We start from the raw sequence: 25,801 nt of genomic DNA on the forward strand, positions 1-25,801 counted from the left end.
GCCGCAGGGAGAGGATCGACCGACATGATGCGTGATATCGCGGGGCAGGTCGCCTGGATCACGGGGGCCGGATCGGGCATCGGACAGGCGGCGGCCCTGGCCCTGGCGCAGGCCGGGATGCGGGTCGCGCTCACGGGTCGGGGACGGGACGCCCTCGAGCGCACCGCGGACCGCGTCCGCGCGGCGGGCGGCGAGGCGCTGGTCGCTCCGGCCGATATGGGCGTGGCCGACGCCGTGCAGCATGCCTGGGGGGCCGTTCATGCCGCCTGCGGACGCTGCGATCTGCTGGTGAACGCGGCGGGTCTCAACGTGCCGCAGCGGGGTTGGAGCGAGATCACGCCGTCGGGCATCGACGCCGTGGTCGGCGCCAACCTCAACGGCCCTTTCTACGCGTCTCGGGCGGTGCTGCCGACGATGCGCGCCCAGCGCAGCGGCCTGATCATCCACGTCTCCTCGTGGGCTGGCCGCTACGTATCCAAGCTGACGGGGCCCGCGTATTCCGCGGCCAAGCACGGGCTGGTGGCGCTCTCGGAGAGCCTGAACCAGGAGGAATGCGGACACGGCATCCGGTCCTGCTGCATCTGTCCCGGCGAGGTCGCGACGCCCCTCCTCGACAAGCGGCCGGTTCCCGTCACGGCGGAAGACCGGGGGCGGATGCTGCAGGTGGAGGATCTCGCCGCGACGATCCTCTTCGTCGCCCGCCTGCCGGCCTCCGTCTGCGTCAACGAGATCCTGATCAGTCCCACCTGGAACCGCGGCTATCTCGAGGGCGTGAAGCTCTGAACCCGGTCGTCGCCGGTCGCTGATGAAGCATTAAGGCTGACCTGTTCGGGCAGAGGCCAAACTCGGTTTTTCGGCGCCGGAACTGCATTCGGAGCAAGACGGTAACCAGCACTTCGGTAAGATCCTCACCGAAATCGGAGGGATCCCCAATGCTGCAGCGCGGCGCGCGCCCGATCTTCGGCCGTCGCGCCGCCGCGTCGCCGCGCCCGACGCCCTCGGGTGAGGGCGATAGGCCGGCCCTCAAGCGATCGCATCAGGTCGCCCTCGTGCTGGTCGGCTCGACAGCGCTCGCCGGCTGGCAGTACAGCCGGGCCGCCGCCCCGCTCAGCCTCGAACCGCAGCATGCGGCGGCGGGCTCGGCCCAACCGGGCTGCGATCGCGGCGGGGACTCCACCGCGCCGGGATGCGGCGACGGGCGATCCCCCGCCGCGGATCCGGCCGGCCGGAGCACCGGGCCCGCGTCGTCCGGCGGACACGGCGGGGTCTACGGGTTCTTCCATCGCGGCGGGTCGTCCGCCGAGTCCGGCGGGCGCGCCTCTACGGGCATCACGACGTTCGGTGGCTTCGGCGGATCGGGCCGTGCGGCGGCCGCCCACGGGGCGGGTGGCTGATGCGCCGCCAACCCCTGACCCCGCGCGGGAATTGGCGCGCGGTCGCCGCCGAGCTCGGCTACGACTTCCACACCAGCGACGACGGTCACACCGTCTGGTGCGAGGACGCCGCCTACGCCTTCACCCTCGCGCAGATCGAGGAAGACCTCGAGGCGCCGACCGCCGCGCTCCACGGGCTCTGCCTCGACCTCGCCGCCGAGATTGCGGAGAGCCCTGCGTTGATGCGGCGGCTCGGTATCCCGGACTGGGCGCACGGCTTGGTCACGCGCAGCCATCGCGCGCGCGACCCGCACCTCTACGGACGCTTCGATCTGGCCTACGACGGCACCGGGCCGGCGAAGCTCCTGGAGTACAACGCCGACACGCCGACCGCCCTGTTCGAGTCGGCGGTGTTCCAGTGGCGCTGGCTGACGGATCTCCGTGCGAGCGGCGCATTGCCGGCGGCCGCCGACCAGTTCAACTCGACGCATGAGCGCCTGCTCGCGCGCCTAGTCGAGATCCGGGGCCGGGCCGGCGATGCGCTGCATCTCACCTGCATGACCGAGTTCCCCGAGGACAGAGGGACGATCGGCTACCTGGCGGACTGCGCCGCTCAGGCCGGGCTGAGAGTCAGCCTTGTCGACGTGTCGGACATCGGCCTGCGTCGGGAGGATGGCCGCCAGGTCTTCGTCGACCGGAGCGGCGAGCCGGTGCGGCTGCTGTTCAAGCTCTACCCCTGGGAGTGGCTGCTGCGCGATGGCTTCGGACCGGCGATCGCCGCCAGCGGCACGACCCTCGTCGAGCCCCCGTGGAAGATGGTCCTGAGCAACAAGGGGATCCTCCCCCTGCTGTGGGAGCGCCACCCGGGCCATCCGAACCTGCTGCCGGCCTACTTCGAGGATGACCCGCGCAGGTTCGAGCTCGGCACGAGCTTCGCCCGCAAGCCCCTCCTGGGCCGCGAGGGCGCCAACGTCACCATCATCATGGACGGCCAGGTCGCTGCGGCCGAGGACGGTCCGTACGCGGGCAGCGGGTACGTTCGGCAGGCGCTGGCACCCGTGCCTGTGTTCGCGGGGCGCCGCGCGGTGATCGGCTCCTGGGTCGTCGGCAATGAGCCGACCGGGATAATGATCCGCGAGAGCACCGGCCCGATCTCGAACGACACGTCGCAGATCAGGCCGCACTTCATCGCATAGCGATCGACCGGGGTGAGAGGCCTGAGGCGTCGGGCAGCGGATGTCCGCGACGGGTGGGAGCGGTCGTTGGCTCGACGCCCGGAAGCGGCGGCAATCCCGATCGCCGACGCGCTCGGCCCTGGGTCGCGCCAGTCAACGCGACGTCGCGCTGGCGCCTGCAAGTCGGCCGCCGCTTGGCCGCCGACTTGCAGGCGCTTGGCCGCCCGGGCCGGCTAGCGCGGAACCGGGTCGGCCCCCGCATGCGTGAGGTCGGCGGCCGGGATTGAGACCCGGGACAGGTCGAGCGGCGGCGTCGGACCAGCCGGAAAGGTCGACTCCCAACCGCCGCCCAGCGCCTTCGACAGCGCCACGAAGTCGGTCGACATCGCCGCCGTCGCCTGGACGAGGTTGGTCTCGGCCTGCAGCACAGTCTGCGAGGCCTGGAGGACCGTGGTGAAGATCTCGACGCCCTGCGTGTAGCGCGCCCGGGCCAGCGCCAGCGCCTGCCGCGCGTCCGCCACCTGCCGGGCTAGCCGCGCCCGGCGGCCCTCGTCGCCCCTCAGGGCGGCGAGCGCGTTGACGACGTCGTGCCAGCCCTGGAGCACCGCCTTCTGGTAGGCGATCGCCGCCTCCTGCTGGCGGGCCCGCTGGAGCACGAGATTCGACTTCAGCCGCCCGCCCTCGAACAGCGGGATGGAGATCGAGGGTCCGACATTCATGTACTGCAGGGACGACCCCCGGAAGATCTTGCCCGGATCGATGGCGTTGACGACCGGGCTCGCCGTGAGCGTCACGCTCGGGAAGAACTGCGCCTCGGCGACACCGATCTCGGCGACCGCCGCGTGCAGGTTGGCCTCCGCCCGCCGGATGTCGGGCCGGCGCAGCACGAGGCTCGACGGCACGCCCACGGGGATCCGGGGCGGCACCGGCGGGATCGCGCGGCCGGTGACCAGCTCCTGCGACAGGGCGAGCGGCGGCTCGCCCAGCAGCAGCGCGATGGCGTTGATCTGCTGGATCTCCTGCTGCTGGAGCTGCGGCAGCTGCGCCTGGATCGCCTCGACCTGCTGGGCGGCGTTCGACGTGTCGAGGCCGGTAACGAGCCCGCGCTGCTGGCGGATCCGCACCACGTCGAGGATCTGCGCGTTGACCTTGATGTTGGCGAGGTCGATCCGGATCTGCTCCTGCGTCCCGCGCAGTTGCACGTAGTCGCGCGCGAGCTCCGCCTGGCTCGAGACCAGCGCGTCGCGCCGCTGTTCCGCGGAGGCATCCGCCTGCGCCTGCGCGGCCTCGACGGAGCGGCGGACCTTGCCCCAGAGGTCGAGTTCCCAGGAGGCGTCGAAGCCCAGGGTGTAGCTCTCGAAGCCGTTGGTCAGCGGCGCCGTCAGGCTGCTGGAGGAGGCGGTGGCGGCGCTCCCCCCCGTCGCGCCGCCGAGCGAGCTCGACAGGAGGCTGATCGTCCCGTTCTTGCTGAACTGTTCCCGGTAGGCGCTGCCCTGGCCGTTGAGCGTCGGCAGCCCGGCCGCCGCCGCGGTGCCGAGCTGGGCCCGGCTCTGGAACAGGCGCGCCGTCGCGGCCTGCACGTCGAGGTTCTGCGCGGCGACGCGATCCTCGAGCTGCGCCAGGATCGGGTCACGGAAGGCGAGCCACCATGTCACCGCCGGCTCCGCCGCGCTGGTGCGGGCCAGCAGCGGCAAAGGGGTCCGGGCGGGCAGGCCGGTGTCGAGATAGTCGCTCGATTCCGCGAGCGGCGCGGCCGGCGGCAGGAAGTTCGGCCCGACCGTGCAGGCCGCGAGGCCGGACAGCGCGAGGGCCGCGCCGCCGCGCAGCCACCGGGTCGTGCGGGGGGTCATGTCAGTGTCCTCCCCCGCCGCCCTGCGCGGTCTTCGCCGAGATCAGGAAGCAGAGCGGCACGACCATCAGGGCGACGACCGCCGTGTATTGGAAGACGTTGCTGTAGGCCAGGACCTGCGCCTGCTTCATGTAGGTCTGGTAGGTGTGCGCCACGGCCTGCTGGTGCACCGAGGACGCGGCGCGGCCGAGCGAGCGGAGGGTGTGCTCGCTCTCCTGGATCAGCGTGTTGTAGCCGTAGCGCAGCGGCGTCATGAACCCCGACAGGTGCGCCTGATCGGCCTGGGTGCGCTCGGTGATGGCCGCGGTCGAGAGGGAGATCCCCAGGGACCCGAACACGTTGCGGAACATCGAGAACAGGGCCGCGCCGTCGCTGCGGTATTTTGACGGCAGGGTCAGGTAGGCGATGGTCGAGATCGGCACGAACAGGAAGCCGAGCGCCGCGGTCTGGAGGGACCGCATCAGCACCAGGGTCCCGTAGTCGATGTCGGGCGCGAGCCGGCTGGAATAGAACAGGGCCCCGGCCATCAGGGCGAAGCCGAACATCACGATGAAGCGCGTCTGCACGACCTTCATGATCTGGCCGACGATGGGGATCAGGATGATCACCACGATCCCGCCCGGGGACAGGATCAGGCCGGATTTCAGCGCGGTGTAGCCCAGCACGTTCTGGGCGAATTGCGGGATCACCACCGCGCTGGCGTAGAGCGCGAAGCCCATGGCGCCGATGAGCACGCAGCCCATGGTGAAGTTCTTGTCCCTGAACACGTCGAGGTCGATGATCGGCTTCTTCGCGGTCAGCAGCCAGCAGATCGCCCCGAACACGCCCAGGAAGCCGATGACCGACATGGTCCGGATGAAGGGCGAGCCGAGCCACGCGTCGTCCTCGCCGCGGTCGAACACGATCTGCATGCAGCCGATGCCGATCACGATCAGCGCAAGCCCGACATAGTCGATGCCGCGCTTGGTCTTGCGCTTCGCCTCCTCGGAGGGCGGATCCTGCACGAGGATCGCATTGGCGATCACCGCCACGATCCCCACCGGCACGTTGACGAAGAAGATCCAGCGCCAGTCGAGATGCTCGATCAGGTAGCCGCCCAGCGTCGGCCCGAGCACGGGCGCCACGATGGTGGCGACCGCGGTCACCCCGAAGGCCGCCCCGCGCTTGGCGGGCGGGAAGGTGTCGAGGATGATCGCCTGCTGGCTCGGTTGCAGGCCGCCGCCGAAGAATCCCTGCATCAGGCGGAACACGATGATCTGCCCGAGGCTCTGCGCGATGCCGCACAGGAACGACGACACCGTGAACATCCCGATGCAGACCAGGAAGTAGCGCTTGCGCCCGATCGTGTCGGAGAGCCAGCCGGCGATGGTGAGCACGATCGCGTTGGCGACGAGGTAGGCGGTCAGCGTGTAGGTCGCTTCGTCGCCGGAGGCGGCGAGCGACCCGGCGATGTAGGGCAGCGCCACGTTGACGATCGTGGTGTCGAGGATCTCCATGAAGGCGGCGAGCGTCACCGTGACGGCGATCAGCCAGGGATTGTAGGCCGGCTTCCAGCCCTGGTTCGGATCGCCGCTCATTTCAGCATCACCGTCGGCTCCACGCTGATGCCGAGGGGCAGCGGCTCGTCCTTCCGGAGGCCGGAATCGATCACGATCTTCACGGGCACCCGCTGCACGATCTTGATGAAGTTGCCGGTGGCGTTCTCGGCCGGGAAAGCCGAGAACTTCGAGCCCGAGCCGCGCTGGATCGAATCGACGTGGCCGTGGAGGGCAAGGTCGGGATAGGCGTCCACCGCGATCGTGACCGGCTGGCCGGGGTGCATGCCGTCGAGTTCGGTCTCCTTGAAGTTGGCGGTGACCCAGACGTCGGTGGTGACGAGGGACATGACCTGCTGGCCCGCCGTGAGGTAGTCGCCGGCATTGACGTTGCGCCGCGTCACCCAGCCGTCCTGCGGGGCGCGCACCACGCTCCACGCAACGTTGAGGTTCGCCTGGTCGAGCTGGCCCTGGGCCTGCTCGGCCTGCCCCTGGAGCTGGTCGACCTGCTGCTCGGACTGGCCGATATTCTGCTGGACCGGCATCGCCTGGATGACCCGGGCCTCGGCCTGCTCCACCTGCGCCTTCGCCTGCTGGTAGTTCGCCGCCGTCGTGTCCACGTCCTGCTGGGTGGTGGCGAGCTTCGGCAGGCTCTTCTGCCGGTCGTAATTCGCCTGCTGCAGGGCGAGGTTGGCCTTGGCCGAGGCGAGGTTCGCCTGCGCCAGCGCCAGGGCGGCCGGGAAGTTCTTCCTGGCGATCTCGACGCCGAGCTTCTGGTTGGCGATCTGCGCCTTGTTCGCATCGAGCTGACCCTGGGCCTGCTCCTGCCGATAGACGTACTGCCGCGGATCGATGTGGAACAGCGGGTCGCCCGTGTGGACGAACTGGTTGTCGGTGACGTCGAGGGCGACCACCTGCCCGGCCACCTGGGGCGCGATGCTGACGATGTTGCCGTCCGTGTAGGCGTCGTCGGTCGAGGCCTTTCCGCGGGTGGTCAGCCAGAAATAGAGGCCGCCGCCGACCATCAGCAGGAGGACGAGGGCGGCGATGCCGAACACGAGCGGCCGGCGCTTGCGCCGCCGTTCGGCATCCTGATCCTTGCCGGCCCGGTCCCCGTCCGCGTTCTTTGCTCGGCTGTCCCCGTCGGCGTCGGAGCCACCGTCCGCCCCCCCGGCTCGGCGGGGCCTGACAATCCGCCCGCGTCCCCGGCGAGCGTCATCGGCTGATCGGACGTCATCGTCTCGCCCCCGATCCGCTTCGTCATCCGCAGAGGCGTCGTCCGGACAATCATCGGCCCGTCCCCGTTCGCGCGTTGCGGGTTCCGCCGGTCGATCGCTCGGCCGCCGGTCATCGCGATCGTCCGCCCGCGCTGCGCGACGTGCGGGCGGTGCGCTGTCTTCGGAGCCAAGATCGATGAAGTCGCGGCGCTCGCGCGGGCGGCTACGGGAGCGCAGGCGCCTATCCGCCTCATCGTCGGTCATGGAACGCGTTCGCAACTCTCTTGACCGCGGGACCGGCAGGAACACTCGATCACGCGGCCGGCTTGCCTTAGGGACAGTCGCCATAACCGAACCCAGCGGTTCGGATGTGCGGGAGTGGACGGAGCGATGTCAAGCGCCGGAGGAACGGACCGGAGGGCTGCGCGCGGGCCGATCCCGCGCGGGGCGCGGCGCCGCGCAGAGATCGCCAGCGCTGCCGAGCACGTATTCCTGCAGCACGGCTTCGCTGAGACGACAATGCAGATGGTCGCCCTGGCGGCCGGCTCATCCAAGGAGACGCTCTATAGGCATTTTGGCAGCAAGGAAGAGCTGTTCATCGAAGTCGTAGACAACCGGAATAATGAAGTACGACAAGTCCTCGACGCGAACTTGGAGAGCGACGGCGCCGTTCCGGTCGTCCTGCGCTCGGTGGGCGTCGCACTTTTGGAATGCATGTGCAGCCCGACCGTGGTGGCGCTGGCTCGCATGATCGTGAACGAGACTCACAGGCACCCGGCGCTCGGGGAGGCCTTCTACGCGATGGCGCCGGGCCGTACCCTGCAGAAGCTGACCGTCTACCTGGCGGAGGCCCGGGCGCGGGGGGAGTTCACCGGCGGCGACCCGGCGCGGGCTGCGGAGATCTTCACCGGCAGCATCATGGGCAAGTTCGTCCCGCTGATGCTGTTCACGCCGCACGCGTTCGGCATCGATCCGGATCAGATCAGAGACCATGTCGCCGAAGCCGTGGCCGTGTTCGTCAAAAGTTATGCAACCAAAGACTATCGACGGTTTGACGACAAGTCTTGAATGATTCACGCGATCATCCGGATCGATCGATCAGCAAAGCCTTGCTGTCGGAACGTTCCGCATGTCGCGTGACTGATCTGGTGACGGCGGAGGGATCCGGACCGATAGCCGGATGAACCTCCATCCGAATGCCCGTTGACGCCGTCGGGTCGAGGGCGGCCGGTGCGGGTTGCCGGCGCCGCGCGTGGCCGGGACGACGGGCGTGTGCGTGAAGACCGTGGGCGGGTGGATCGCGCGCTTCGCGGCCGGGGGCCTGGCCGGACTGCAGGACCGCTCGTCCCGGCCGCACACCGCAAGGGCGCTCTGCGCCGGATTGGGCACCGGTTCGGCGCACGACAGCGCGTCACGACACAGGCTGAGAGCCGCGCGCGATGGCAACGCGATCGGTCCACGACATGGGACAGGGATGCCTCGGAGCGGCTTGTCCAACCCGCGACCTCATCCTGAGACGCCGGCGCGGAGCGCAGGCCTCGAAGGGGCCCTTCAGCGGCCGCGCGATCCCCGGAGCCCTCCGTCGAGGCTCGCCGCGATCGCCCCTCAGGATGGGGGCGTGGAGGGATCCACCGGATCGCATCGTCCCGGGGAGCGGAGCCGGCCCGCTCACCTCACCACTTGTAGCTGACCTTCGCCAGCACCCGCCGGGCATCGCCGTAGAAGCAGGACACGTTCGACTGGCAGGAGGCGACGTAGCGCCGGTCGCCGATGTTCGAGGCGTTCACCTGGAAGCGCCAGTTCTCGTAATCGTAGTGCACCTGCGCGTCGAACAGCACGTAGTCGGGCACCCGCAGGGTGTTGGCCACGTCCGCGAACGAGCTGCCGACGTAGCGCACGCCGCCGCCGAAGCCGAAGCCGCGCCACGGACCGACCGGGATGGTGTAGTCGGCAAACAGCGAGGCGAGGGTCTTCGGGACGTTGACCGGCGTCTTGCCGACCCGCGCCGGATCGGCATCCCGCAGGGTGGTGAAGTCGAACTTGGTGAACGAGGCGACGAGGTTGAGCCCGTCGGCGATGTTGGCCACCAGCTGCGCCTCGAAACCGGCGGAGCGCACCTCGCCGACCTGCGTCTGGAAGATCGTGTTCAGCGGGTTGGGGGTGAGCACGTTGTTGCGGTGGATGTCGAAGCCGGCGAGCGTCAGGAAGTAGCCCTGGCCGGGCGGCTCGAACTTGACGCCGCCCTCGACCTGATCGCCGGTATCGGGCTTGAACGCCCGGTTGTTGATGTCCGTGCCGATCTCGGGCTGGAACGAGGTCGCGTACATGATGTAGGGCGCGAGGCCGAAGTCGAAATTGTAGATCGCCGCCGCGCGATAGGTGAAGGCGCTGTCGTTGCGGCCGTTGGTGTTGGCCGGCGTCAGACGGTCGTAGACGGTGTTCTGGACGAAGTCCTGGCGCCCGCCGAGGATCAGGGTCAGCTCCGGCGTGAGCTTGATCTGGTCCTGGAAGTAGAGGCCGACCTGCTGGAACGAGTCGGCGTTGATCAGGTAGGGCGAGGCCGAGACCGCCTGCGGGCCGTAAGACGGCGCGAGGATGTTGAGGTCGGGGCCGGGGAAGCCCGAGGCCTGGTTGTCGTGGATCTGGATGTTCCGGTACTCCACGCCCATCAGGAAGTCGTGGCGGAAGAACCCGTCCGAGAACTTGGCCTCGGCCTGGGTGTCGACGTCGAGCTGCGCGACCTTGGCGGAATCCCGGAACAGGTAGCGGCCGAGCTGGGTCTGCAGCGGATCGGTGTAGCCGAGCTGGCCGATATACGAGTTCTGGTAGCTCTGCGTGTAGGCGTAGCGGGCGTTCTGGCGGACCGCCCAGGTATCGTCGAAGACGTGCTCGAACTCGTAGCCGATGAAGGCCTGGTCGCGCTGGTAGGTGTTGAAGCCGGCATCGCCCACGTTGAGCGAACGCGGGATGCGCAGGCCGAGCACGGTCGGCCGCACCGTGCCGTAATAGGGCAGGAAGTTCGCCGTCACCGCCGTGTTGTCGTGCTGGAAGCTCGACAGCACCGTGAACTTGGTCGACCCGTCCGGCTTATAGGTGAAGGCCGGGGCGATGTAGTAGCTGTCGTCCGGCGCCCCCTGGACCTGCGTGCCGCCGTTGCGGGCATAGCCGGTGAGCCGGGTGAACCAGTGACCCTCCGCGTCGGCCGGACCGCCGACGTCGAAGGCGGCGTAGCGCTGGTCGAAGGAGCCGCCGCCGACCTCGACATACCCGAACGGGTTCTCGGTCGGGCGCTTGCTGATCTGGTTGATCAGGCCGCCGGGATTGCCGGCGCCGAACAGCACCGCGGAGGGGCCGCGCAGCACCTCGATCCGCTCCAGCCCGAACGTGTCCACCCGGCTGTAGGCGAAGCCGTAGTTCAGGAGCTGCAGGCCGTTGAGGTAGAGGCCGTAATCGCTGACCACGAAGCCGCGGAGCTGGAAGAAGTCGAGGCGCGTGTCGGCACCGAAGGTGCCCGCGTAGGTGCCGGCGACGTACTGGGTCGCCTGCGTCAGCGTCTGGGCGTTCTGCGTGTCGAGCTGCTGGCGGCCGACCACGGTGATCGATTGCGGCGTCTCGATCAGAGGGGTGTTGGTCTTGGTGGCGGTGGCCGAGCGCCGGGCGACGTAGCCGTCGATCGGGCCGGTCGGGCTCTCCACCGCCCGCGCGCCCGCCCCGGCCCGGGCCGCAACCGGGGCGCCGCCGCCCCGGCTCTCGACGCTCAGTTCCTCGAGCTGGACGCTGCCCCCGGCCGGGGGGTTTCCGGACGCGCCGCGGCGCGGCGGGGTCGCGTCCTGCGCGAGCGCCGGGCTCGCGGCCTGGGCCAGGACGGTCAGGGAGGCGCCCGCGAGCAGGACGCGCAGGGTGACGCCGATTGCTTCGGGGCGGGGGTAAGCAACTCTCATGGGACCTGGCCGTGTGCGACGCCGCGGGCAGCCGACCGCATTCGCCGGAAGCGGCCCCGGCGCTGCTGTCACGCTGTTTAGAATTGTGCTAAAGTACTGTCGGGATTGCGTTTTCTTAAACGTGACGTACGCGCAGCCGTGCTGGGCCGCAAGCCGCCCTCGCGCTTCCGGCGAGGGCTGTTGCCGCGGCGACACGCTCTGGTAGCGAGCTTGCGAAGACCCGGATCGCCGCCGGATCGGTCGGACGGGTGGCCGCGCGTCTCCCTTCCCCCTTTGCGGGGGCGGGGACCCGCGCCCCGTTTGCGCCCCCGTCGTCGCGCGCGACGGGGGAATCAGGTCGTCTTACTGCGTCGCGAAAGCCTCGAGCCCAGCCCGTTCAAGGTGTTGTGCGGAGATCCGACGCTGTTGCCGCGCGCCGCTTCGGCACCGGCCCGCGTATCGCGAACGCGGCCCGTTCCCGGGCGCACGCAGCGAAAGCGGAATGCGACCCGGGATCCAGCACACGATGTCGCGCAGCGTCGATCGGGATCGACCTGTGCCGCTGACGCGGCGCTTCGTGTGCTGGATCCCGGATCAGGTTCCGCTTCGCTCCACCTGTCCGGGAAAGGGGTGGGTGTCACGCGTCGGGGGCGCCGATCCCGTGCCCTGCGCTTGGCCAAACACCTCGAAAGGGCTGGCCTCAAACCCTTCGAGGTCGAGCACGTCTCCGGGTGCGCATCCGTAAACCGGAACACCCGGACCGCAGAGGGGGGCGAAATTATTTGACGCGATTAAGCGTAGGGTAGCAGGATCGAGGCGTCCGAACCGGCCCAGGCCCTACTTCACCCGCCCCGCGAGCCACGTGGCCAGCAGGTCGGCCACGGCATCGCTGTTGGTCTCCAGCATCATCATATGGCCGTTGCCGCGCAGGTCCCGGTCGGCGAGCTGGATCACGTCGGGCTTGGCGCCGGCCTGGGTCAGGAAGGCGGCCGTGCAGGAATCGTAGGTGGCGTGAAACGAGGCCTCCGCGGTCACCAGCACGGTCGGCACCTTCGCGAGGTTCGGCAGGGTCCGGACGGGCTCGCCCTGGAGCCAGCAGCGCACCTGCCCGTCCGCCGCCTTCGTCTGCTGCGCCACCACCAGATCCTCGGGGGCTTTGACGGGGGGCGCGAAGGTCAGCGGCATGCGGGTCAACCCGTAGGCGCGGGCGCGCCCGTCGCCGCTCTTCTCCCAGAAATCCTTGCCGCCGCGGAACTGCACGTCGAAGAAGGGCGGCCCGCTCGGCTCGACCGCCACATGCGCCTTCACAAGGTCGGGCCGGGCATCCGAGGCCGCCCAGCCGAACAAAGCCGCCTGGCCGTGGGTGAGCAGGATCGTCGGCCCGATCTTGTCGAGGAGCGCGACCAGCGCGGGATCGACCAGCTCCTCGGTCTGCTGGCTGTTGGCCAGGAACGGCACTTGGCTGGCGAAGAACTGGTCGAAGCCGGCATTGCCCTGCACGCCGGGCCCGTCCGGCCAGCGGGTGTGGAGCTTGGCCTGCGGATACAGGTCGTAGACTTCGGGCGCCGTGTGGGTCCGCTCCAGGCTGCGGGTGCCGAGGCGGTCGTAGGGGCCGTAGACCTCCGGGTTGGTGCCCGAGCGCCCGCGCCCGACCTGATCGACCACGTAGACCTGAAAGCCCTTCTCGACGAAGCGCTGCACCCAGCCCGGGCGCCCGTCCGCGGTGGCGAGGAAGTTCACGCCGGTCTGGGCGAGCCCGTGCACCATCACCACCGGATAGGGCTGCGTGATCCGGGCCGGGGTCCGCGACTGCACGAACATCTGGCCGACCATCACGGTCTTGTCGCCGAGCTTCTGATAGCGGCCGCCGATGTAGAAATAGCCCGCCCGGGTCACCGGCTCGGCCGGGGCCGGGCCGGCGGGCGCGGATGCCGGGCCCTGGCTCGGCCCCTGGGCCGATCGCTGCACCGGCACCTCGGCCGGCACCGTCCCCTGCGCGCGGGCGGCTCCCGCGGCGACGGCCGATACCTGAACGGCGAGCAGCGCTGCGAGGGCGCCGTTCGCGATGCCGTTGCCGGCCATGCCGTCTCTCCCGGGTGCACCCTGCTCCGCGCGGGCGCTTATTGCGGGAAACGCAACGCTCGACCACCGGGAAAGCTGCACACGGACCGGTTGCAGGGTCCCTGACGAGCCCAAACCCAGGTGCATGCCAGGCGCGACCTTGGCGGTGCTGGCGCCGCGGGATCCGCGCGCCCATCTTCAGTCGGTGACGGCGCCGTGATCGCCGTCCGCGCCCGGAATTCCTTGCGGATCTCCCCGGGCGAGCCTCAACCAAGGATATCCGTCGTGGATCCCGCAACAGCCAAGACCCTGGTCTCAGCCGCCCTGGTCGCCTCCATCTCCCTGTTCAGCCTGGTGTCGTTTCAGGCGCTCTTCGCCCAGATCGCGGCCGATCTGCGGGCCGTGCGCGTCCCGGTGCGGACCGACCGTCGGGATAAGCCGCAGGCCTGAGCGGCCCGAGGTCCGGGGTTCCCCAGGGCTCCGCCCTGGACCCGCGAAAGGGCTCGCCCTTTCGAAACCGGACCTTCGTTCACGCGCGCCGGACAGGCGCTCAGGCCTCGTCCTGACGGGCCCGCTCCCGCAGGATGAACTTCTGCACCTTGCCGGTGGAGGTCTTGGGCAATTCGCCGAACACCACGTGGCGGGGGAGCTTGTAGGACGCGAGCCGACCCCGGCACCATTGGATCAGCTCGTCGGCGCTGGGCGAGGCCCCGGGCTTCAGCTCCACGAAGGCGCAGGGCGTCTCGCCCCATTTCGCGTCGGGCTTGGCCACCACGGCGGCGCCCGCCACCGCCGGGTGCTTGAACAGGGCGTCCTCGACCTCGATCGACGAGATGTTCTCGCCCCCTGAGATGATGATGTCCTTCGAGCGGTCCTTGAGCTGGACGTAGCCGTCCGGGTGCTTCACCCCGAGGTCGCCGGTGCGGAACCAGCCGCCCCTGAAGGCGGCCTGCGTGGCCGCCGGGTTCTTGAGGTAGCCGCGCATCACCACGTTGCCGCGCATCATCACCTCGCCGATCGTGCGCCCGTCCGCCGGCACCGGCTCCAGCGTGTCGGGATCGCGCACGTCGAGGGCCTCCAGCACCGGATAGCGCACGCCCTGGCGGGCCTTCTTGGCTGCCCGCTGGTCGGCCGCGAGCGCGTCCCAGTCGGCGTGCCACGCGTTCACCACCGCCGGCCCGTAGCTCTCGGTCAGCCCGTAGAGGTGGGTCACGTCGAACCCGGCCTCCGACATGCCGGCGAGCACCGCCTCCGGGGGTGGCGCGGCGGCCGTGAAGAAGGCCACGCGCTGCGGCAGGTCCCGGCGCTCGGAATCGGCGGCGTTGATCAGCATCTGCATCACGATCGGCGCGCCGCAGAGATGGGTGACCCCGTGCTCGGCCATCAGCCGGTACAGCGCGTCCGCCCGCACCTGCCGCAGGCAGACATGGGTGCCGGCCACGATCGACAGGGTCCAGGGGAAGCACCAGCCGTTGCAGTGGAACATCGGCAGGGTCCAGAGATAGACCGGGTGCTGCCCGAGCCCGCCCGTGACCACGTTGCCGAGCGCCAGCAAAGCCGCGCCGCGGTGGTGATAGACCACGCCCTTCGGGTCGCCCGTGGTGCCAGACGTGTAGTTCAGCGTGATCGCGTCCCACTCGTCGCCGGGCAGGGACCAATCGTGCTCCGGGTCGCCGCCGGCCAGGAAGGTCTCGTAGTCGGTCTCGCCGAGCCTCTCGCCGGGGCCGTCATAGACCGGGTCGTCGACGTCGATCACGAACGGCCGGGTCGCCAGACCCGCGAGCGCCGCGGCGGCCGTGCGGGAAAACTCCCGGTCGGTGATCAGCACCTTGGCCTCGCCGTGCTCCAGGCAGAAGCCGATCGCGGCGGCGTCGAGGCGGGTGTTGAGGGTGTTGAGCACCGCCCCGGTCATCGGCACGCCGTAGTGGCACTCGATCATCTCGGGGGTGTTGGCGAGCAGCGCCGCCACCGTGTCGCCGCGACCGATCCCCCGGGCCGCGAGCGCCCCGGCGAGGCGGCGGGCGCGGGCGTAGAGGTCCCGGTAGGGCCGCCGCAGGGTGCCGTGGACCACCGCGACGTGGTCGGGAAACACCCGCGCGGCCCGGTCGAGGTAGAGCAGGGGGGTCAGCGGCTGGTGGTTGGCCGGCACGCGATCGAGGTCGCGGTCGTAGATCGTGTCGCGGGCCATCCCGTCCTCCCGGTTCCGGCAAGTCTTTGCCGAGACAGTAGCTTGCCGACGGGGGCGGATCGAGTCGGGGTTTCGAAAGGTCGAGACCTTTCGCGGGTCCAGGGCAGGGCCCTGGCGTTCGTCAGGGCCTTGCCCTGACAACCCACCCGAGGGCTGAGCCCTTTGGAAACCCGGCCCTAATGCCGCGATTCGTCCTCGGGCTCCGGCAGGAAGCGGGCGAGTTCGAAGCCGATCTCGATCATCAGGTGCTCGATCCGGTCCGTGAGCGCCGGCCGGTGCAGGGCGCGGGCGAGTTCGCGCAGGGCGATGACGTGCTCCGCCATCCGGTTCACCACGCGCTCGCTCTGCACGAGATTGGCCGCCTGCTCCTCGGTCCGGTCGATGGCGATGCCGCGCCCCCGCATGGCCCGGCCTTCGGAATCGTGCTCGATCCGGCCGCGCATCAGCAGCGTGCGGATGCCGGCACGGGTCTCCCGGGTCCGGAACTCCGCCTCCACGGAACCCCCGATCACCGCGGCCGCGTGCAGGTAGCTCTCGATCCGGACGCGATCCTCGGGATGCGTGCGGTCGAGGAAGGTTTCGAGGGAGACGCCGCGCGCGGCGGCCGCCGGGTCGAGGCCGAGCAGCCCCGCCAGGGAAGCCGAGAGTTCCAACTGCCCGGCCCAATGGTCGTGGACCCACGTGCCGACCACGCCTGAAGCGTCGAGGGCGGATTGCGGGATCGGGCCTTCGGCCACGCCATCGCCCGCGGGAACATCCGGCATCTTTAAACTTGAGGTTTTCAACCTCCACTGCCTCCTTGGTGTTGCAACGCGTAAGCTAAAGTATCGCCGCGCTTATGGGAAGTCTGTGAACCCATTTCAGGCCGAAAATCTTAACCTAAAGTTGATGCCGCCCGGGAGACGGCGGATTGCCCTGCGCGGATCGGGCCCCGCGGGATCTTAACGCCCCATTAACCATATCGGACACACCGTGCGTCGGGGTCTCCACGGGTTCCGGATCGCAGACGGGCGCGAATCGATCACCTGAGGTTGGCCTCGCAGGCGCAGTGACCGGGAGTCGCACGCGCCCGGACGGACGCGCAGGGCCTTCTGGAGGACGCCCAGGATGAAAGCGATCACCTTCGTCACGCAGAAGGGCGGCAGCGGCAAGAGCACGCTGTGCATCTCCCTGGCGGTGGCCGCCCGGGAGGCGGGCCACACGGTCTGCATCCTGGAGATGGACCGTCAGGCCACGATCTCGGACTGGCTCGACCACCGCACCGTCGACGGCCCCGAGGTGGCGCAGATCGACGCCACGCAGATCGACGCCGTGATGGAGCGCCTGCGCGACTCCGCCTACGATTACGTGTTCATCGATACGCCCGGCGTCGATTCGACCGGCACGCTCTCAGCGATTCGCGCGGCCGATCTCTGCATCATCCCGTGCCGGCCGACCCCCGCGGACCTGCGGGCGTTCAAGCCGACGCTGGCGGCGGTCTACCGGCTGGAGAAGAAGTTCGCCTTCGTGCTGAACCAGACGCCGCCGCGCTCCTACCGGGTCCGCGACGCCTCGGACGGGCTCGCGGTGCTCGGCATCCTGCCCGACGTGAACATCGTGGCCCGCACCGACCACCAGGACGCGATCGGCCTCGGCCAGGGCGTCACCGAGTTCAACCCCAAGGGCCAGGCCGCCGGGGAGGTCCGCCGCCTCTGGTCCTGGATCGAGCGCCGCACGCAGTCCCTGAGGACGGGCCAGCATGTCCAAGCCGCCTAAGCTCAGCCTCGCGGCGATCGTCGCCTCGGCGAGCCCGCAGGCCAAGCCCCTCGCCCGATCCGCTCCGGCGCCCCGGCCGCAGGGTGCGGAGATCGTGTCGCTGACCCTGGCGCCCCCGGCGCCGAAGCCAGCGGCCACGCTCAAGCAGCGCGCCCGGCAGATGTCGGTCTACCTGGAGCCGGCGGTCTACGACCAGCTCCGCGACCTCGCCTACGCCGAGCGCACCAAGATGCATGCTTTGATGCTGGAGGGCCTGGACCTCCTGTTCAAGCAGCGCGGTGCCCGCTCGATCGCGCACTTGACCGAGACGCAGGGCCGCTGAGGGCCGGCGGCCCCGCAGCAGATCCGTCTTCCTTTGCGGGCTCGCAAGTTCGCACCTCCCCGTTTGAGAATGGGCGCGATCGCATCCGCATCTCTCGCTCACCCCTCTGCGGGGGAGGGAGGGATGCGCGCCCGATGCGTGCCACCGGGAGAGCCGTTTCCTTTTTCAGACCGTATTCTGCCCATCGATCCTCAGATCGCGCACGACCCGCTCGGCCCCGCCGGACACCGCCCCTGAACCCCGACCGCCGGTAACGTTCAGGCTTCCTTTACGCGACCGATACAAGTGTGGGTGGACAGAGCCGGCGGCCCCGCTGCCCCCCTGGCACGGCCCGATCTGGTCCGCCGCCGGGCCCCGGTCACGCGTAGAGTTTGGTGATCCCCACGATGGTGCGCACGACGCTTCCCCGGCCTGCGCGCCTCGCCCTGCGGCTCCTGGCGGTCTCAGGGATGGCCCTGGCGACCGCCAACTGCGCCACCCAGCCCCAGCAGAAGTTCGCCGCCGGCGGCAACGGCGTCGACCCGAAATACGGGGTCAAGGCGAGCCCGCGCCTCTACAACGAAGGCGACGTCATCCCCAAGGGCGGCGGGCGGCGCTACACCGGCAAGCCCTACGTGGTCGCCGGCCAGACCTACGTGCCCAAGGAGGACCCGCGGGGCTACGTCCGGGAGGGCCTCGCCTCCTGGTACGGCTCCGCCTTCCATGGCCGCATGACCGCCAACGGCGAGGTGTTCGACCGACACTCGATCGCGGCCGCCCATCCCACCCTGCCGCTGCCGAGCTACGCCCGGGTGACCAACCTCGACAACGGCTACTCGATGGTGGTGCGCGTCAACGACCGCGGCCCCTACCATGCCGGCCGGGTCATGGACGTCTCCGAGGAGGCGGCCGGCGCCCTGGGCTTCCACCGCCAGGGCACCGCGCATGTGCGGGTCGAGTATGTCGGCAGGGCCTCGGTCGCGGGCAGCGACGACCGCAAGCTGCTCGCCAGCCTGCGCACCGACGGCCGCCCGGCCGGCCGCTCCGCCGTGATGGTGGCCGATCTCGGCCCATCGGAGGAGACCGAGCGCTACGCGCGCTCCGCCCCCGCGCCGCTGGCGTTCAAGCCCGCCGAGGAGCGTCCCCAGGAGCTGGTCCAGGAGCGTCCGGAGCCCGAGGCGGCCCCGGCGCCGCGGCCCGCGCCGGTGCGCGCGCCGATCATGCTGGCCTCGGCCGCCGTGACGGTCCCGGCCGCGGTGCAGCCCACCGCCCCGCGGGTGCGCGAGTTCCGCCCGGCCCCGGTCGCCGCCGGAGGCGCCACCCTGAAGGTCGCGGGCCTGAACCCGGCCGCCATCACCGCCGCCCCGCCGGCGGCCGGTCACGGTACGGTCTCCAAGGCCGCGACAAACCGCCCCGCCCTGGCGGAGGCCGGCCGGCGGCCGGCTCCCGGCGCGGCGCGGCCCGGAACCGCGGCTCCGACGCGGCTCGCCCAAGCGCCCGCGACGATGCCGGGTTCGGCCAAGCTGGCCATGGCACGCCTCGCCGCCGCGCCGACGCCCGAAAAGGGCATGGCGGGCCAGGGGCTCGCCAGGGCCGCGCCGAACGGGTCGGTTCTGCACGCGACCGCCGCGCCGGCGATCCCGGCCAAGGTCGCCGCCAAAGCGGCGCCCGCCGGCACGGCGCAATCCAAGACGGCGCAATCCAAGACGGCGATGGTCAAGACCGCCATGGTCAAGACGACGCCGGCCAAGGATGCACCGATGAAGTCGGCGGCGGCCGGGACGCGGCCGTCCCGCATGGCCGGAATCTACTGACGCCGCGATCTCCGGTGATCCGGCAGCGGCCGAGGCATTTCGCGTTCGATCCGCCGCAGAAACTGGAATATGGTCACGCTTGTTATCCGGATACGGTCGGGGCTTCCTTGCGGGGTGTCCTCGACCGGATACAGGCGCGGGACGGAGCGGCGATGCGCAGGACCCTTCTCACCCTTCTCGCGGCCGCCTGCGCGCTGGGCGCCGGCCTCTCCGGCGCTGGCGCGCAGAGTTTCCAGACCGCGGCGCCGCACGCGATCCTGATCGACGCCGATTCCGGCTCGGTCCTGTTCGAGAAGGCCGCCGACGAGCGCTTCTCACCGGCCAGCATGGCCAAGCTGATGACCACCGACATCGTGTTCGAGGCGCTGAAATCCGGCCGCCTGTCCATGGACACGGAGTTCACCGTCACCGAGGACGCGTGGAAGCGCGGCGGGGCCGGGGGTGGCGGCTCGTCGATGTTCGCGCAGGTCAACAGCCGCATCAAGATGTCGGACCTGCTGCGCGGGCTGATCGTCCAGTCGGGCAACGATGCGGCCATCACCATCGCGGAGAACATGGCCGGCTCCGAGGACGCCTTCGCCGGGCTGATGAACCAGCGCGCCAAGGAGATCGGGCTGACGAACTCGACCTTCCGCAACGCCACCGGCTACTCGGCGCCCGACCAGAAGGTCACGGCCCGGGACATGGCCAAGCTCGCGCTGCACATCATCGACACCTACCCGGATTACTACAAGATCTTCGCCGAGAAGGAGTTCACCTGGAACAAGATCCGCCAGCAGAACCGCAACCCGCTCTTGGCCCTCGACATCGGCGCGGACGGGCTCAAGACCGGCTACCTGGAGGAATCCGGCTACGCGCTGACCGGCTCGGCGGTGCAGAACGGCCAGCGGCTGGTGCTGGTGGTCTCGGGCCTCAAGACCGCCCGGGACCGGGCCTCCGAGGGGCGCAAGCTGATGGAATGGGGGTTCCGCGCGTTCGAGCCCCGGCAGATCTTCGCGCCCGGCGAGACCGTGGCCGAGGCCTCGGTGTTCGGCGGCCAGTCGGGCTCGGTGCCGCTGGTGGCCAAGAAGCCGGTGCGGGTGCTGCTGCCCCGCGGCTCCAGCGACCGGGTGAGCGCCAAGGCGATCTATACCGGGCCGCTCGTCGCCCCGGTGGAGGAGGGTCAGCGGGTCGGTGTCCTGCGCGTCCAGCGCGGCGACACCGTCGCCCTCGACCAGCCGCTCTATGCCGGCGCCGCGGTGGAACCCGGCACGCTGCCGCAGCGGGCCATGGATGCGGCGCTGGAATTCGGCACCGGGCTCGTCCGCAAGGCCCTCGACCGGGCCGGCAAGAGCGGCAAGGGCGCCGACAAGGCCGTGGCCGGGGCCGCCAACCCGTCGTGACCGCGCACCGGTGACCATGCCGCGCATCGGGGAGTCCGCGCAGCGGCGGGGCGCCTTCATCACCGTCGAGGGCGGGGAGGGCGCCGGCAAGTCGACCCAGATCGCCCGCCTCGCCGCGACCCTGCGGGCGCGCTCGGGCCGGGGCGTCTGCGTGACCCGCGAGCCCGGCGGCTCGCCCCGGGCGGAAGAGATCCGGACGGCGCTGCTCGGCGGCCTCGCCAAGCCCTACGGCCCCTTCGCCGAGGCCCTGCTGTTCAGCGCGGCCCGGATCGACCACCTCGACCGGCTGATCCGCCCGGCCCTGCGCCGGGGCGAGACCGTGCTGTGCGACCGGTTCATCGACTCGACCCGGGCCTACCAGGGGGCGGCGGGCGGCCTGGATCCGGGCGTGCTGGACGCCCTGGAGCGGGTCGTGGTCGGCCCGACCCGGCCCGACCTCACCCTGATCCTCGATCTAGCCCCGGAGGCCGGCCTCGCCCGGGCGGCGGCCCGCGCGGGCGGGCAGGGGGCCGACCGGTTCGAGGCCGAGACCCTCGATTTCCACATCCGCCTGCGGGGGGCTTTTCTGGCGATCGCCCGGGCCGAGCCGGCGCGCTGCGCGGTGATCGATGCGGGCCGCGATCCCGATTCGGTCGAGGCCGCGATCCGCGCCACCGTCGCGGCGCGGCTCCCGGAGCTTCTGCCGGGGGAGGGGACCCGGGGCGATGCGGCGTGACCGCGTGGCCGACCCGGCCTGTTTGCGGCGCGTTCCGTCTGCGCTATCTTCCGGAGTGGGACCGGCGGTGGCTGCCGCCGGTCCCTGGCAATCACCCGTTAAGGTGTAGCCAGCTCAAGATCATCGGGTGAATGGCGAGATGGAGATTGAGCCTCCACTCGCCATTTCCCGATCTTGAGATTGCCAGAGAGAAAACCATTCTCTGCACTCCCGGCCGCATCGGGCCGCGTGCGGCCGTCGCGGAGTGGGTTGGTGAGGCCCACCGTGCGAGGCCCGCGCAGGTCCGGCCCCGAGGCGCTGGGCGCCGCCTGCCTGTCTGTGTAAGCGGAGCCGTGGCGGGGTCGCCAGGGGGGCGGGAACCCGCCGGGACGAGATTTCGGGACGCGCCATGACGCCCATCGACCGCGCCGCCGACGATGTCGAGCCCGGGGACCTGCCCGGCATCCCGCGCCCGCGCGAGACCCGCGCGCTCGTCGGCCACGACGCTGCGGCCGACTCCTTCGCGGCCGCGATCGCGGCGGGCCGCCTGCACCACGCGTGGCTGATCGGCGGCCCGCCCGGGATCGGCAAGGCGACGCTGGCCTACCGGGTCGCGCGCCGGCTGCTCGCCCATCCCGCGGGCGGCGGCCCGGCCGGGCTCGACGTGGCCGCGGACGATCCCGTCGCCGGCAAGGTCGCGGGCCTGTCGCATCCGAACCTCGTGGTCCTGCGCCGCCACCGGGTGGCCGGCGCCAAGGCGCTGCCGACCAAGGTCTCCGTCGACATGGTCCGCCGGGCGCTGGACCTGTTCGCCACGACGGCGGCGGATTCCGGCTGGCGGGTCTGCATCCTCGACAGTGCCGAAGACCTGAACGCCAACGCCGCCAACGCCCTGCTCAAGGTGCTGGAGGAGCCCCCGCCCCGGGCCCTGTTCCTGATCCTGTCGCACCAGCCCGGCCGTCTGCTCCCGACGATCCGCTCCCGATGCCGGGCGCTGATGCTGCGGCCGCTGGCGCCCGAGGACGTCGCCCGGGTGGTGCGCGCCCTGCCCGCACCGTTCGCGCAGCCCGACGACGCGGCCCTGGCCCGGGCGGTGTCTTTAAGCGAGGGCTCGGTGGCGCGGGCGCTGGCGATGCTCGATCCGGTCACGGCCGGCCTCATGGCGGAGGTGGAGACCCTGCTGGCGCGGGCGCGCACGCCGGACTGGGGCCGGGTGCTCAAGCTCGCCGAGACCCTGGCGGGCCGGGACGCGGAGGCGCGGTTCGAGGCCGCCCAGGACGCGGTGCTGCGCTTCGTCTCGTCCGAGCTCGACCGCCGGCGCGACGCACCGCCTGCGCAGCTCGCGGCCCTGGTGGAGATCGCGGACCGGTTCGGCCGCGCCGCCCGGGAGGCGGCCACCTACAACCTCGACCGGCGGCCGGTGGTGCTGTCGCTGTTCGGGGAGTTGGCGGAGGTGGGGTAGGGCTGGCCCGAGTCAGCCCTGCAATCAATCCTCGGGAGCAATCGATCCTTGGGGCCTCCCTAACGCGGTCCTGCGTCGGCAGACCGGCGAGTTCGGCTGCGGGTGGGTTTCCGCGTGGTCCGGCGCGCGGATTGTTGCTGAATCATCACGGCCGACGTGATTAGCTGGCCTCGCAGGCAAGGTTCGGCGCCACGGCATGCGGGAGGTATGAAAACGCGTCATATAGCGTAGCCATGACCCTCACGTCCCAGCGGAGCCACCCCCTCCGCGTCCTCCTCCGCGCCGGCGCTCTCTGGGCGGCCTGCGGCCCCGCGGCGACCCATGCCGCGGATCTGGGGGCGGTGATGCCGCGTCCGTTGCCGACCTTTGCCCAGGTCGATCCCAGCACCTGGATCGTGACGCTCAGCGGCTCGCTGCAGATCACCCCGCGCTACCCTGGTTCGAACACCTATACCGCCGTCGGCTATCCCTCGATCGACATCCGCCGGGTCGGCGAGCCGCGCCGCTTCTCGGCGCCCGATGACGGCTTCAGCCTGTCGCTCTACGACGACCCGGTGTTCCGGATCGGCCCGACCGCCCGCGTCGTACCGGGGCGCTACTACGGCGATGACCGGCGCCACCTGCTCGGCATCCGCGACGCGCGCTTCGCGGTCGAACCGGGCGCGTTCGCGGAGTTCTACCCCGTCTCCTTCATCCGCACCCGTGCCGAGATCCGGCAAGGGGTCTACGGCCATCACGGGACGGTCGGATCGCTAGCGGCCGACTACCTGATCCCGACCGAGAAGCTCCTGTTCTCGATCGGGCCGCGCTTCAACATCGGCGATGCCAGCTTCGCCCGGAAGTACTTCGGCGTGTCGCCGGCCGAGGCGGCGCTGAACGGGCGCGTCACACCCTATGATCCGCGCAGTTTCTACTCGGCTGGTGTACTCGGCGCCGTGACCTATACGCAGAGCGAGACCTGGGCCTACACGGCCTATGCGGGCTACACCCGCATTCTCGGGGCCTCCGGCGCCAGCCCGCTGGTGCGCCGCCCGTTCGGCAGCCCGGATCAGCTCCTGTTCGGCATCAAGATCGACTACGCGTTCACCACGCCAGCCTTGCTGTGAGCGACCCGCTTCGCGGCGTGGTCGATCGCGGCCGCGATGCGGGGCGCGATCCCGGCCCTGTCGCCGGAATGGAGCCCGTTGAAGTCAAGCTCGGCTTCCGGGGGCGTCTCGGCGTGACCCTCGGCACATCCAGGGCTCCCCGGGTTCTTCGGAGTCGCCTCACTCAGCCGCAGCCTTCGTCGGCCTGCCAGCCCGAGCCGGCTTCCCCGCCGACGCGGCAGGCGTCTCGACCGACTGTCCCACCGGCGAAGCTGCGCCGGACGACATCGCTCAGGACGCGCATGCGGGTGGCCAAGTCGGTGGCGGCAATCGCCGATGCCCCCTGCGAACTGACGATCACGGGGGAGTGGTCGGGTGGTGCCGAAAAACCAGCATGGCCCATGATCGGCCGCGCAGGGAAAGTGCCGCAGCGCTCGCCGTGATGGCCACACGGGCGGTTGGCTCATCGGCACCGGCTTGCGGCCCTTCGGGCATCTCCAAGCGGGTTTTCACCGCAACAGCGGTCACCGGCTTTGCGATGAAAACCTGCGGCACGCCAAAGACCTGGAGCGCGCTCCGCCGAAGTGGACGCCGGTTCGGCGCACGGGAGCGTGTCACAGCACAGGCTGAGAGCCGCGCGCGATCGCAACGCGATCGGGCACGGCTCTCAGCCGATGAGGCGTTGGCCTGTCGACGCAAGGCTGTCTAGCATTGCAGTCGAGATCGGATGGCTGAGCGCCGGGATCGAGCGATCGTGAGCATGGGCGGATCGGACAGCGCAAGACCCCGCCGCGTTCTCGTCCTGGGGGCGACCGGTACGATCGGGCGGGCGACCGTTCGGGCGCTGGTGTCACGCGGTCATGAGGTCGTCTGCGTCGTCAGGCGCCCTGCCGGCATCGCTGGCACGCGCGAACGGATCGTGGATCTGACCGATCCGCTGTCGTTGGCGCGCGACGGTGTCCGTGGCGAATCGTTCGACGTCCTGATGTCGTGCCTCGCATCACGCACCGGCTTGCCCGAAGACGCTTGGGCGATCGATTACGGCGCGCATGTCACCGCCCTGCACGCGGGCCAGGCCGCCGGCGTGACGCACGTCGTGCTTCTCTCGGCGATCTGCCTCCAGAAGCCGGTCCTCGCCTTCCAGCACGCCAAGCTCGCTTTCGAACAGGCGTTGATCGCTTCGGGGCTCGACTACACGATCGTTCGGCCGACAGCCTTCTTCAAATCGCTGTCGGGGCAGATCGACCGCGTGAGACGCGGCAAGCCATTCCTGATCTTCGGGGATGGGACGCTGACGGCCTGCAAGCCGATCAGTGACGACGACCTGGGCCGCTACCTCGCCGAGTGCCTCGACCACGCTGAGCGGCGCAACCGCGTGCTGCCGATCGGCGGGCCGGGCGAAGCGATCACGCCGAAGGCGCAGGGCGAGCAGCTCTTCGCCCTGCTGGGGCGCGAACCGCGCTTCACGCACGTCCCGGTGCGGCTGCTGGATGTGATCGTCGCCATCCTGACTATGATCGGACGATGGATTCCAGCCCTGGCCGCCAAGGCCGAACTCGCGCGGATCGGACGCTACTATGCGACCGAGTCCATGCTGGTGCTGGACCCGGCGACCGGCCGATACGACGCGCAGGCCACCCCCTCGGCGGGGTCGGAGACGCTGTTCGACTATTACGCGCACGTGATCCGCGGCGAGGCGGTCGCCGAGCGGGGCGACCACGCAGTGTTCTGACACGCGTTCGAGCCGCCTCGGCCGGCGTTAGGACCGTGCTCTTGGGCCACCTTCGGACCCATCGGAGCGTCGCTCGTCACAGCTCGCCCACGCCACTGGGCGACCGTCTTCGGGTTCAGGCCGTACCGGGCGGCCAGGGCGCGGCGACGGTCTTTCGACGCCTGGAACGCGGCTCGTCCTTCGGCCGGCTCGGGATGCGGTACGCGGCGTCGTTCGGGCGCCGCGATGCGGAACGCCCGCCACAGTGCATCCGTCGCC

General features: G+C 70.4%; 21 protein-coding genes and 2 pseudogenes. 14 read left to right on the forward strand and 9 right to left on the reverse strand.

Translation table 11 applies throughout. The features are described 5' to 3' along the window. Positions 1 to 24: 24 nt before the first annotated feature. The 3 genes from MKK75_RS11935 to MKK75_RS11945 all read left to right on the forward strand — a co-directional run bounded on the left by MKK75_RS11935 (position 25) and on the right by MKK75_RS11945 (position 2,569). Positions 25 to 783 (forward strand): SDR family oxidoreductase, encoded by a 759-nt coding sequence (locus tag MKK75_RS11935; protein ID WP_244042786.1) that lies wholly within the window; start codon positions 25 to 27, stop codon positions 781 to 783. A 149-nt stretch (positions 784 to 932) separates the two neighbouring features. Beyond that, a complete protein-coding gene (locus MKK75_RS11940; protein ID WP_244042787.1) occupies positions 933 to 1,394 on the forward strand; it encodes a hypothetical protein in 462 nt (153 codons plus the stop codon). Further along, the gene (locus tag MKK75_RS11945) at positions 1,394 to 2,569 is read left to right on the forward strand and encodes a glutathionylspermidine synthase family protein (protein ID WP_244042788.1); all 1,176 of its coding nucleotides are present in this window, start codon (positions 1,394 to 1,396) and stop codon (positions 2,567 to 2,569) included. Before MKK75_RS11940 ends, MKK75_RS11945 begins: the two co-directional genes overlap by 1 nt. Before the next feature lie 212 nt (positions 2,570 to 2,781). On the opposite strand, the gene MKK75_RS11950 is transcribed toward MKK75_RS11945, so the two are convergent. Genes MKK75_RS11950 through MKK75_RS11960 form a run of 3 tightly spaced genes read right to left on the reverse strand, consistent with a single transcriptional unit; the run spans position 2,782 to position 6,990 of the window. Then, positions 2,782 to 4,398, reverse strand: coding sequence for an efflux transporter outer membrane subunit (locus MKK75_RS11950; RefSeq protein ID WP_244042789.1), 1,617 nt, complete (start codon positions 4,396 to 4,398; stop codon positions 2,782 to 2,784). Between the two features lies 1 nt (position 4,399). Then, on the reverse strand, positions 4,400 to 5,974 hold the full coding sequence (locus MKK75_RS11955) for a DHA2 family efflux MFS transporter permease subunit (protein WP_244042790.1): 1,575 nt from the start codon (positions 5,972 to 5,974) through the stop codon (positions 4,400 to 4,402). Next, positions 5,971 to 6,990, reverse strand: a complete 1,020-nt coding sequence (locus tag MKK75_RS11960; RefSeq protein WP_244042791.1) for an HlyD family secretion protein — start codon at positions 6,988 to 6,990, stop codon at positions 5,971 to 5,973. Before MKK75_RS11960 ends, MKK75_RS11955 begins: the two co-directional genes overlap by 4 nt. A 549-nt stretch (positions 6,991 to 7,539) precedes the next feature. Here MKK75_RS11960 and MKK75_RS11965 point away from each other — a divergent pair. Continuing rightward, complete coding sequence (locus MKK75_RS11965; RefSeq protein WP_244042792.1) at positions 7,540 to 8,217, forward strand: TetR/AcrR family transcriptional regulator; 678 nt, start codon at positions 7,540 to 7,542, stop codon at positions 8,215 to 8,217. Positions 8,218 to 8,329: 112 nt separating this feature from the next. After that, positions 8,330 to 8,839 (forward strand): annotated as a pseudogene (locus MKK75_RS35700) (leucine zipper domain-containing protein). On the opposite strand, the gene MKK75_RS11975 reads toward MKK75_RS35700, so the two are convergent. Further along, positions 8,823 to 11,090 carry a TonB-dependent siderophore receptor gene (locus tag MKK75_RS11975; protein WP_244042793.1) on the reverse strand — a complete coding sequence of 756 codons (2,268 nt, stop codon included), beginning with the start codon at positions 11,088 to 11,090 and terminating at the stop codon, positions 8,823 to 8,825. The pseudogene MKK75_RS35700 and the gene MKK75_RS11975 overlap by 17 nt on opposite strands. Positions 11,091 to 11,906: 816 nt before the next feature. After that, entirely contained in the window at positions 11,907 to 13,151 is a 1,245-nt protein-coding gene (locus MKK75_RS11980; protein ID WP_244042794.1) for an alpha/beta hydrolase, read from the reverse strand. A gap of 264 nt (positions 13,152 to 13,415) precedes the next feature. On the opposite strand from MKK75_RS11980, the gene MKK75_RS11985 reads away from it, so the two are divergent. Beyond that, a complete protein-coding gene (locus MKK75_RS11985; protein WP_244042795.1) occupies positions 13,416 to 13,580 on the forward strand; it encodes a hypothetical protein in 165 nt (54 codons plus the stop codon). Between the two features lie 100 nt (positions 13,581 to 13,680). On the opposite strand, the gene MKK75_RS11990 is transcribed toward MKK75_RS11985, so the two are convergent. Together MKK75_RS11990 and MKK75_RS11995 are read right to left on the reverse strand one after the other, a co-directional pair. Further along, positions 13,681 to 15,318 (reverse strand): acyl-CoA synthetase, encoded by a 1,638-nt coding sequence (locus tag MKK75_RS11990; RefSeq protein ID WP_244042796.1) that lies wholly within the window; start codon positions 15,316 to 15,318, stop codon positions 13,681 to 13,683. Between the two features lie 176 nt (positions 15,319 to 15,494). After that, positions 15,495 to 16,082 (reverse strand): PAS domain-containing protein, encoded by a 588-nt coding sequence (locus tag MKK75_RS11995; protein WP_244042797.1) that lies wholly within the window; start codon positions 16,080 to 16,082, stop codon positions 15,495 to 15,497. A 343-nt stretch (positions 16,083 to 16,425) separates the two neighbouring features. On the opposite strand from MKK75_RS11995, the gene MKK75_RS12000 reads away from it, so the two are divergent. The 7 genes from MKK75_RS12000 to MKK75_RS12030 all read left to right on the forward strand — a co-directional run bounded on the left by MKK75_RS12000 (position 16,426) and on the right by MKK75_RS12030 (position 23,832). Then, on the forward strand, positions 16,426 to 17,073 hold the full coding sequence (locus MKK75_RS12000) for a ParA family protein (RefSeq protein ID WP_244000953.1): 648 nt from the start codon (positions 16,426 to 16,428) through the stop codon (positions 17,071 to 17,073). Continuing rightward, on the forward strand, positions 17,057 to 17,395 hold the full coding sequence (locus tag MKK75_RS12005) for a ribbon-helix-helix domain-containing protein (RefSeq protein WP_244042798.1): 339 nt from the start codon (positions 17,057 to 17,059) through the stop codon (positions 17,393 to 17,395). The genes MKK75_RS12000 and MKK75_RS12005 overlap by 17 nt, the downstream gene beginning before the upstream one ends. Positions 17,396 to 17,781: 386 nt before the next feature. After that, a complete protein-coding gene (locus tag MKK75_RS12010; protein WP_244042799.1) occupies positions 17,782 to 19,188 on the forward strand; it encodes a septal ring lytic transglycosylase RlpA family protein in 1,407 nt (468 codons plus the stop codon). A 152-nt stretch (positions 19,189 to 19,340) separates the two neighbouring features. Continuing rightward, on the forward strand, positions 19,341 to 20,570 hold the full coding sequence (locus MKK75_RS12015; RefSeq protein WP_244042800.1) for a D-alanyl-D-alanine carboxypeptidase family protein: 1,230 nt from the start codon (positions 19,341 to 19,343) through the stop codon (positions 20,568 to 20,570). A 16-nt stretch (positions 20,571 to 20,586) separates the two neighbouring features. Further along, positions 20,587 to 21,285, forward strand: a complete 699-nt coding sequence (gene tmk, locus MKK75_RS12020; RefSeq protein ID WP_244042801.1) for a dTMP kinase — start codon at positions 20,587 to 20,589, stop codon at positions 21,283 to 21,285. 388 nt (positions 21,286 to 21,673) lie between these two features. After that, a complete protein-coding gene (locus MKK75_RS12025; protein ID WP_244042802.1) occupies positions 21,674 to 22,726 on the forward strand; it encodes a DNA polymerase III subunit delta' in 1,053 nt (350 codons plus the stop codon). Between the two features lie 233 nt (positions 22,727 to 22,959). Continuing rightward, positions 22,960 to 23,832: a MipA/OmpV family protein gene (locus MKK75_RS12030; protein WP_244042803.1), complete on the forward strand. Its 873-nt coding sequence runs from the start codon at positions 22,960 to 22,962 to the stop codon at positions 23,830 to 23,832. Positions 23,833 to 23,995: 163 nt separating this feature from the next. Here MKK75_RS12030 and MKK75_RS12035 read toward each other — a convergent pair whose 3' ends face one another. Next, a complete protein-coding gene (locus MKK75_RS12035) occupies positions 23,996 to 24,172 on the reverse strand; it encodes a hypothetical protein (protein WP_244042804.1) in 177 nt (58 codons plus the stop codon). Between the two features lie 399 nt (positions 24,173 to 24,571). Here MKK75_RS12035 and MKK75_RS12040 point away from each other — a divergent pair, with 399 nt between their 5' ends. Then, positions 24,572 to 25,543 (forward strand): NAD(P)H-binding protein, encoded by a 972-nt coding sequence (locus tag MKK75_RS12040; RefSeq protein WP_244042805.1) that lies wholly within the window; start codon positions 24,572 to 24,574, stop codon positions 25,541 to 25,543. A 10-nt stretch (positions 25,544 to 25,553) separates the two neighbouring features. On the opposite strand, the pseudogene MKK75_RS12045 reads toward MKK75_RS12040, so the two are convergent. Then, positions 25,554 to 25,786, reverse strand: a pseudogene (locus tag MKK75_RS12045) (IS481 family transposase); the annotation flags it as partial. Positions 25,787 to 25,801: the final 15 nt, after the last annotated feature.

This window comes from Methylobacterium sp. J-030, assembly GCF_022829545.1.
Taxonomy (GTDB): domain Bacteria; phylum Pseudomonadota; class Alphaproteobacteria; order Rhizobiales; family Beijerinckiaceae; genus Methylobacterium.

Coding starts and splice junctions, on each gene's coding strand:
- MKK75_RS11935 (WP_244042786.1), top strand. CDS start 25: ATGATGCGTGATATCGCGGGGCAGGTCGCCTGGATCACGGGGGCCGGA.
- MKK75_RS11940 (WP_244042787.1), top strand. CDS start 933: ATGCTGCAGCGCGGCGCGCGCCCGATCTTCGGCCGTCGCGCCGCCGCG.
- MKK75_RS11945 (WP_244042788.1), top strand. CDS start 1,394: ATGCGCCGCCAACCCCTGACCCCGCGCGGGAATTGGCGCGCGGTCGCC.
- MKK75_RS11950 (WP_244042789.1), bottom strand. CDS start 4,398: ATGACCCCCCGCACGACCCGGTGGCTGCGCGGCGGCGCGGCCCTCGCG.
- MKK75_RS11955 (WP_244042790.1), bottom strand. CDS start 5,974: ATGAGCGGCGATCCGAACCAGGGCTGGAAGCCGGCCTACAATCCCTGG.
- MKK75_RS11965 (WP_244042792.1), top strand. CDS start 7,540: ATGTCAAGCGCCGGAGGAACGGACCGGAGGGCTGCGCGCGGGCCGATC.
- MKK75_RS11975 (WP_244042793.1), bottom strand. CDS start 11,090: ATGAGAGTTGCTTACCCCCGCCCCGAAGCAATCGGCGTCACCCTGCGC.
- MKK75_RS11980 (WP_244042794.1), bottom strand. CDS start 13,151: ATGGCCGGCAACGGCATCGCGAACGGCGCCCTCGCAGCGCTGCTCGCC.
- MKK75_RS11990 (WP_244042796.1), bottom strand. CDS start 15,318: ATGGCCCGCGACACGATCTACGACCGCGACCTCGATCGCGTGCCGGCC.
- MKK75_RS11995 (WP_244042797.1), bottom strand. CDS start 16,082: ATGCCGGATGTTCCCGCGGGCGATGGCGTGGCCGAAGGCCCGATCCCG.
- MKK75_RS12000 (WP_244000953.1), top strand. CDS start 16,426: ATGAAAGCGATCACCTTCGTCACGCAGAAGGGCGGCAGCGGCAAGAGC.
- MKK75_RS12005 (WP_244042798.1), top strand. CDS start 17,057: ATGTCCAAGCCGCCTAAGCTCAGCCTCGCGGCGATCGTCGCCTCGGCG.
- MKK75_RS12010 (WP_244042799.1), top strand. CDS start 17,782: ATGGTGCGCACGACGCTTCCCCGGCCTGCGCGCCTCGCCCTGCGGCTC.
- MKK75_RS12015 (WP_244042800.1), top strand. CDS start 19,341: ATGCGCAGGACCCTTCTCACCCTTCTCGCGGCCGCCTGCGCGCTGGGC.
- tmk (WP_244042801.1), top strand. CDS start 20,587: ATGCCGCGCATCGGGGAGTCCGCGCAGCGGCGGGGCGCCTTCATCACC.
- MKK75_RS12025 (WP_244042802.1), top strand. CDS start 21,674: ATGACGCCCATCGACCGCGCCGCCGACGATGTCGAGCCCGGGGACCTG.
- MKK75_RS12030 (WP_244042803.1), top strand. CDS start 22,960: ATGACCCTCACGTCCCAGCGGAGCCACCCCCTCCGCGTCCTCCTCCGC.
- MKK75_RS12040 (WP_244042805.1), top strand. CDS start 24,572: ATGGGCGGATCGGACAGCGCAAGACCCCGCCGCGTTCTCGTCCTGGGG.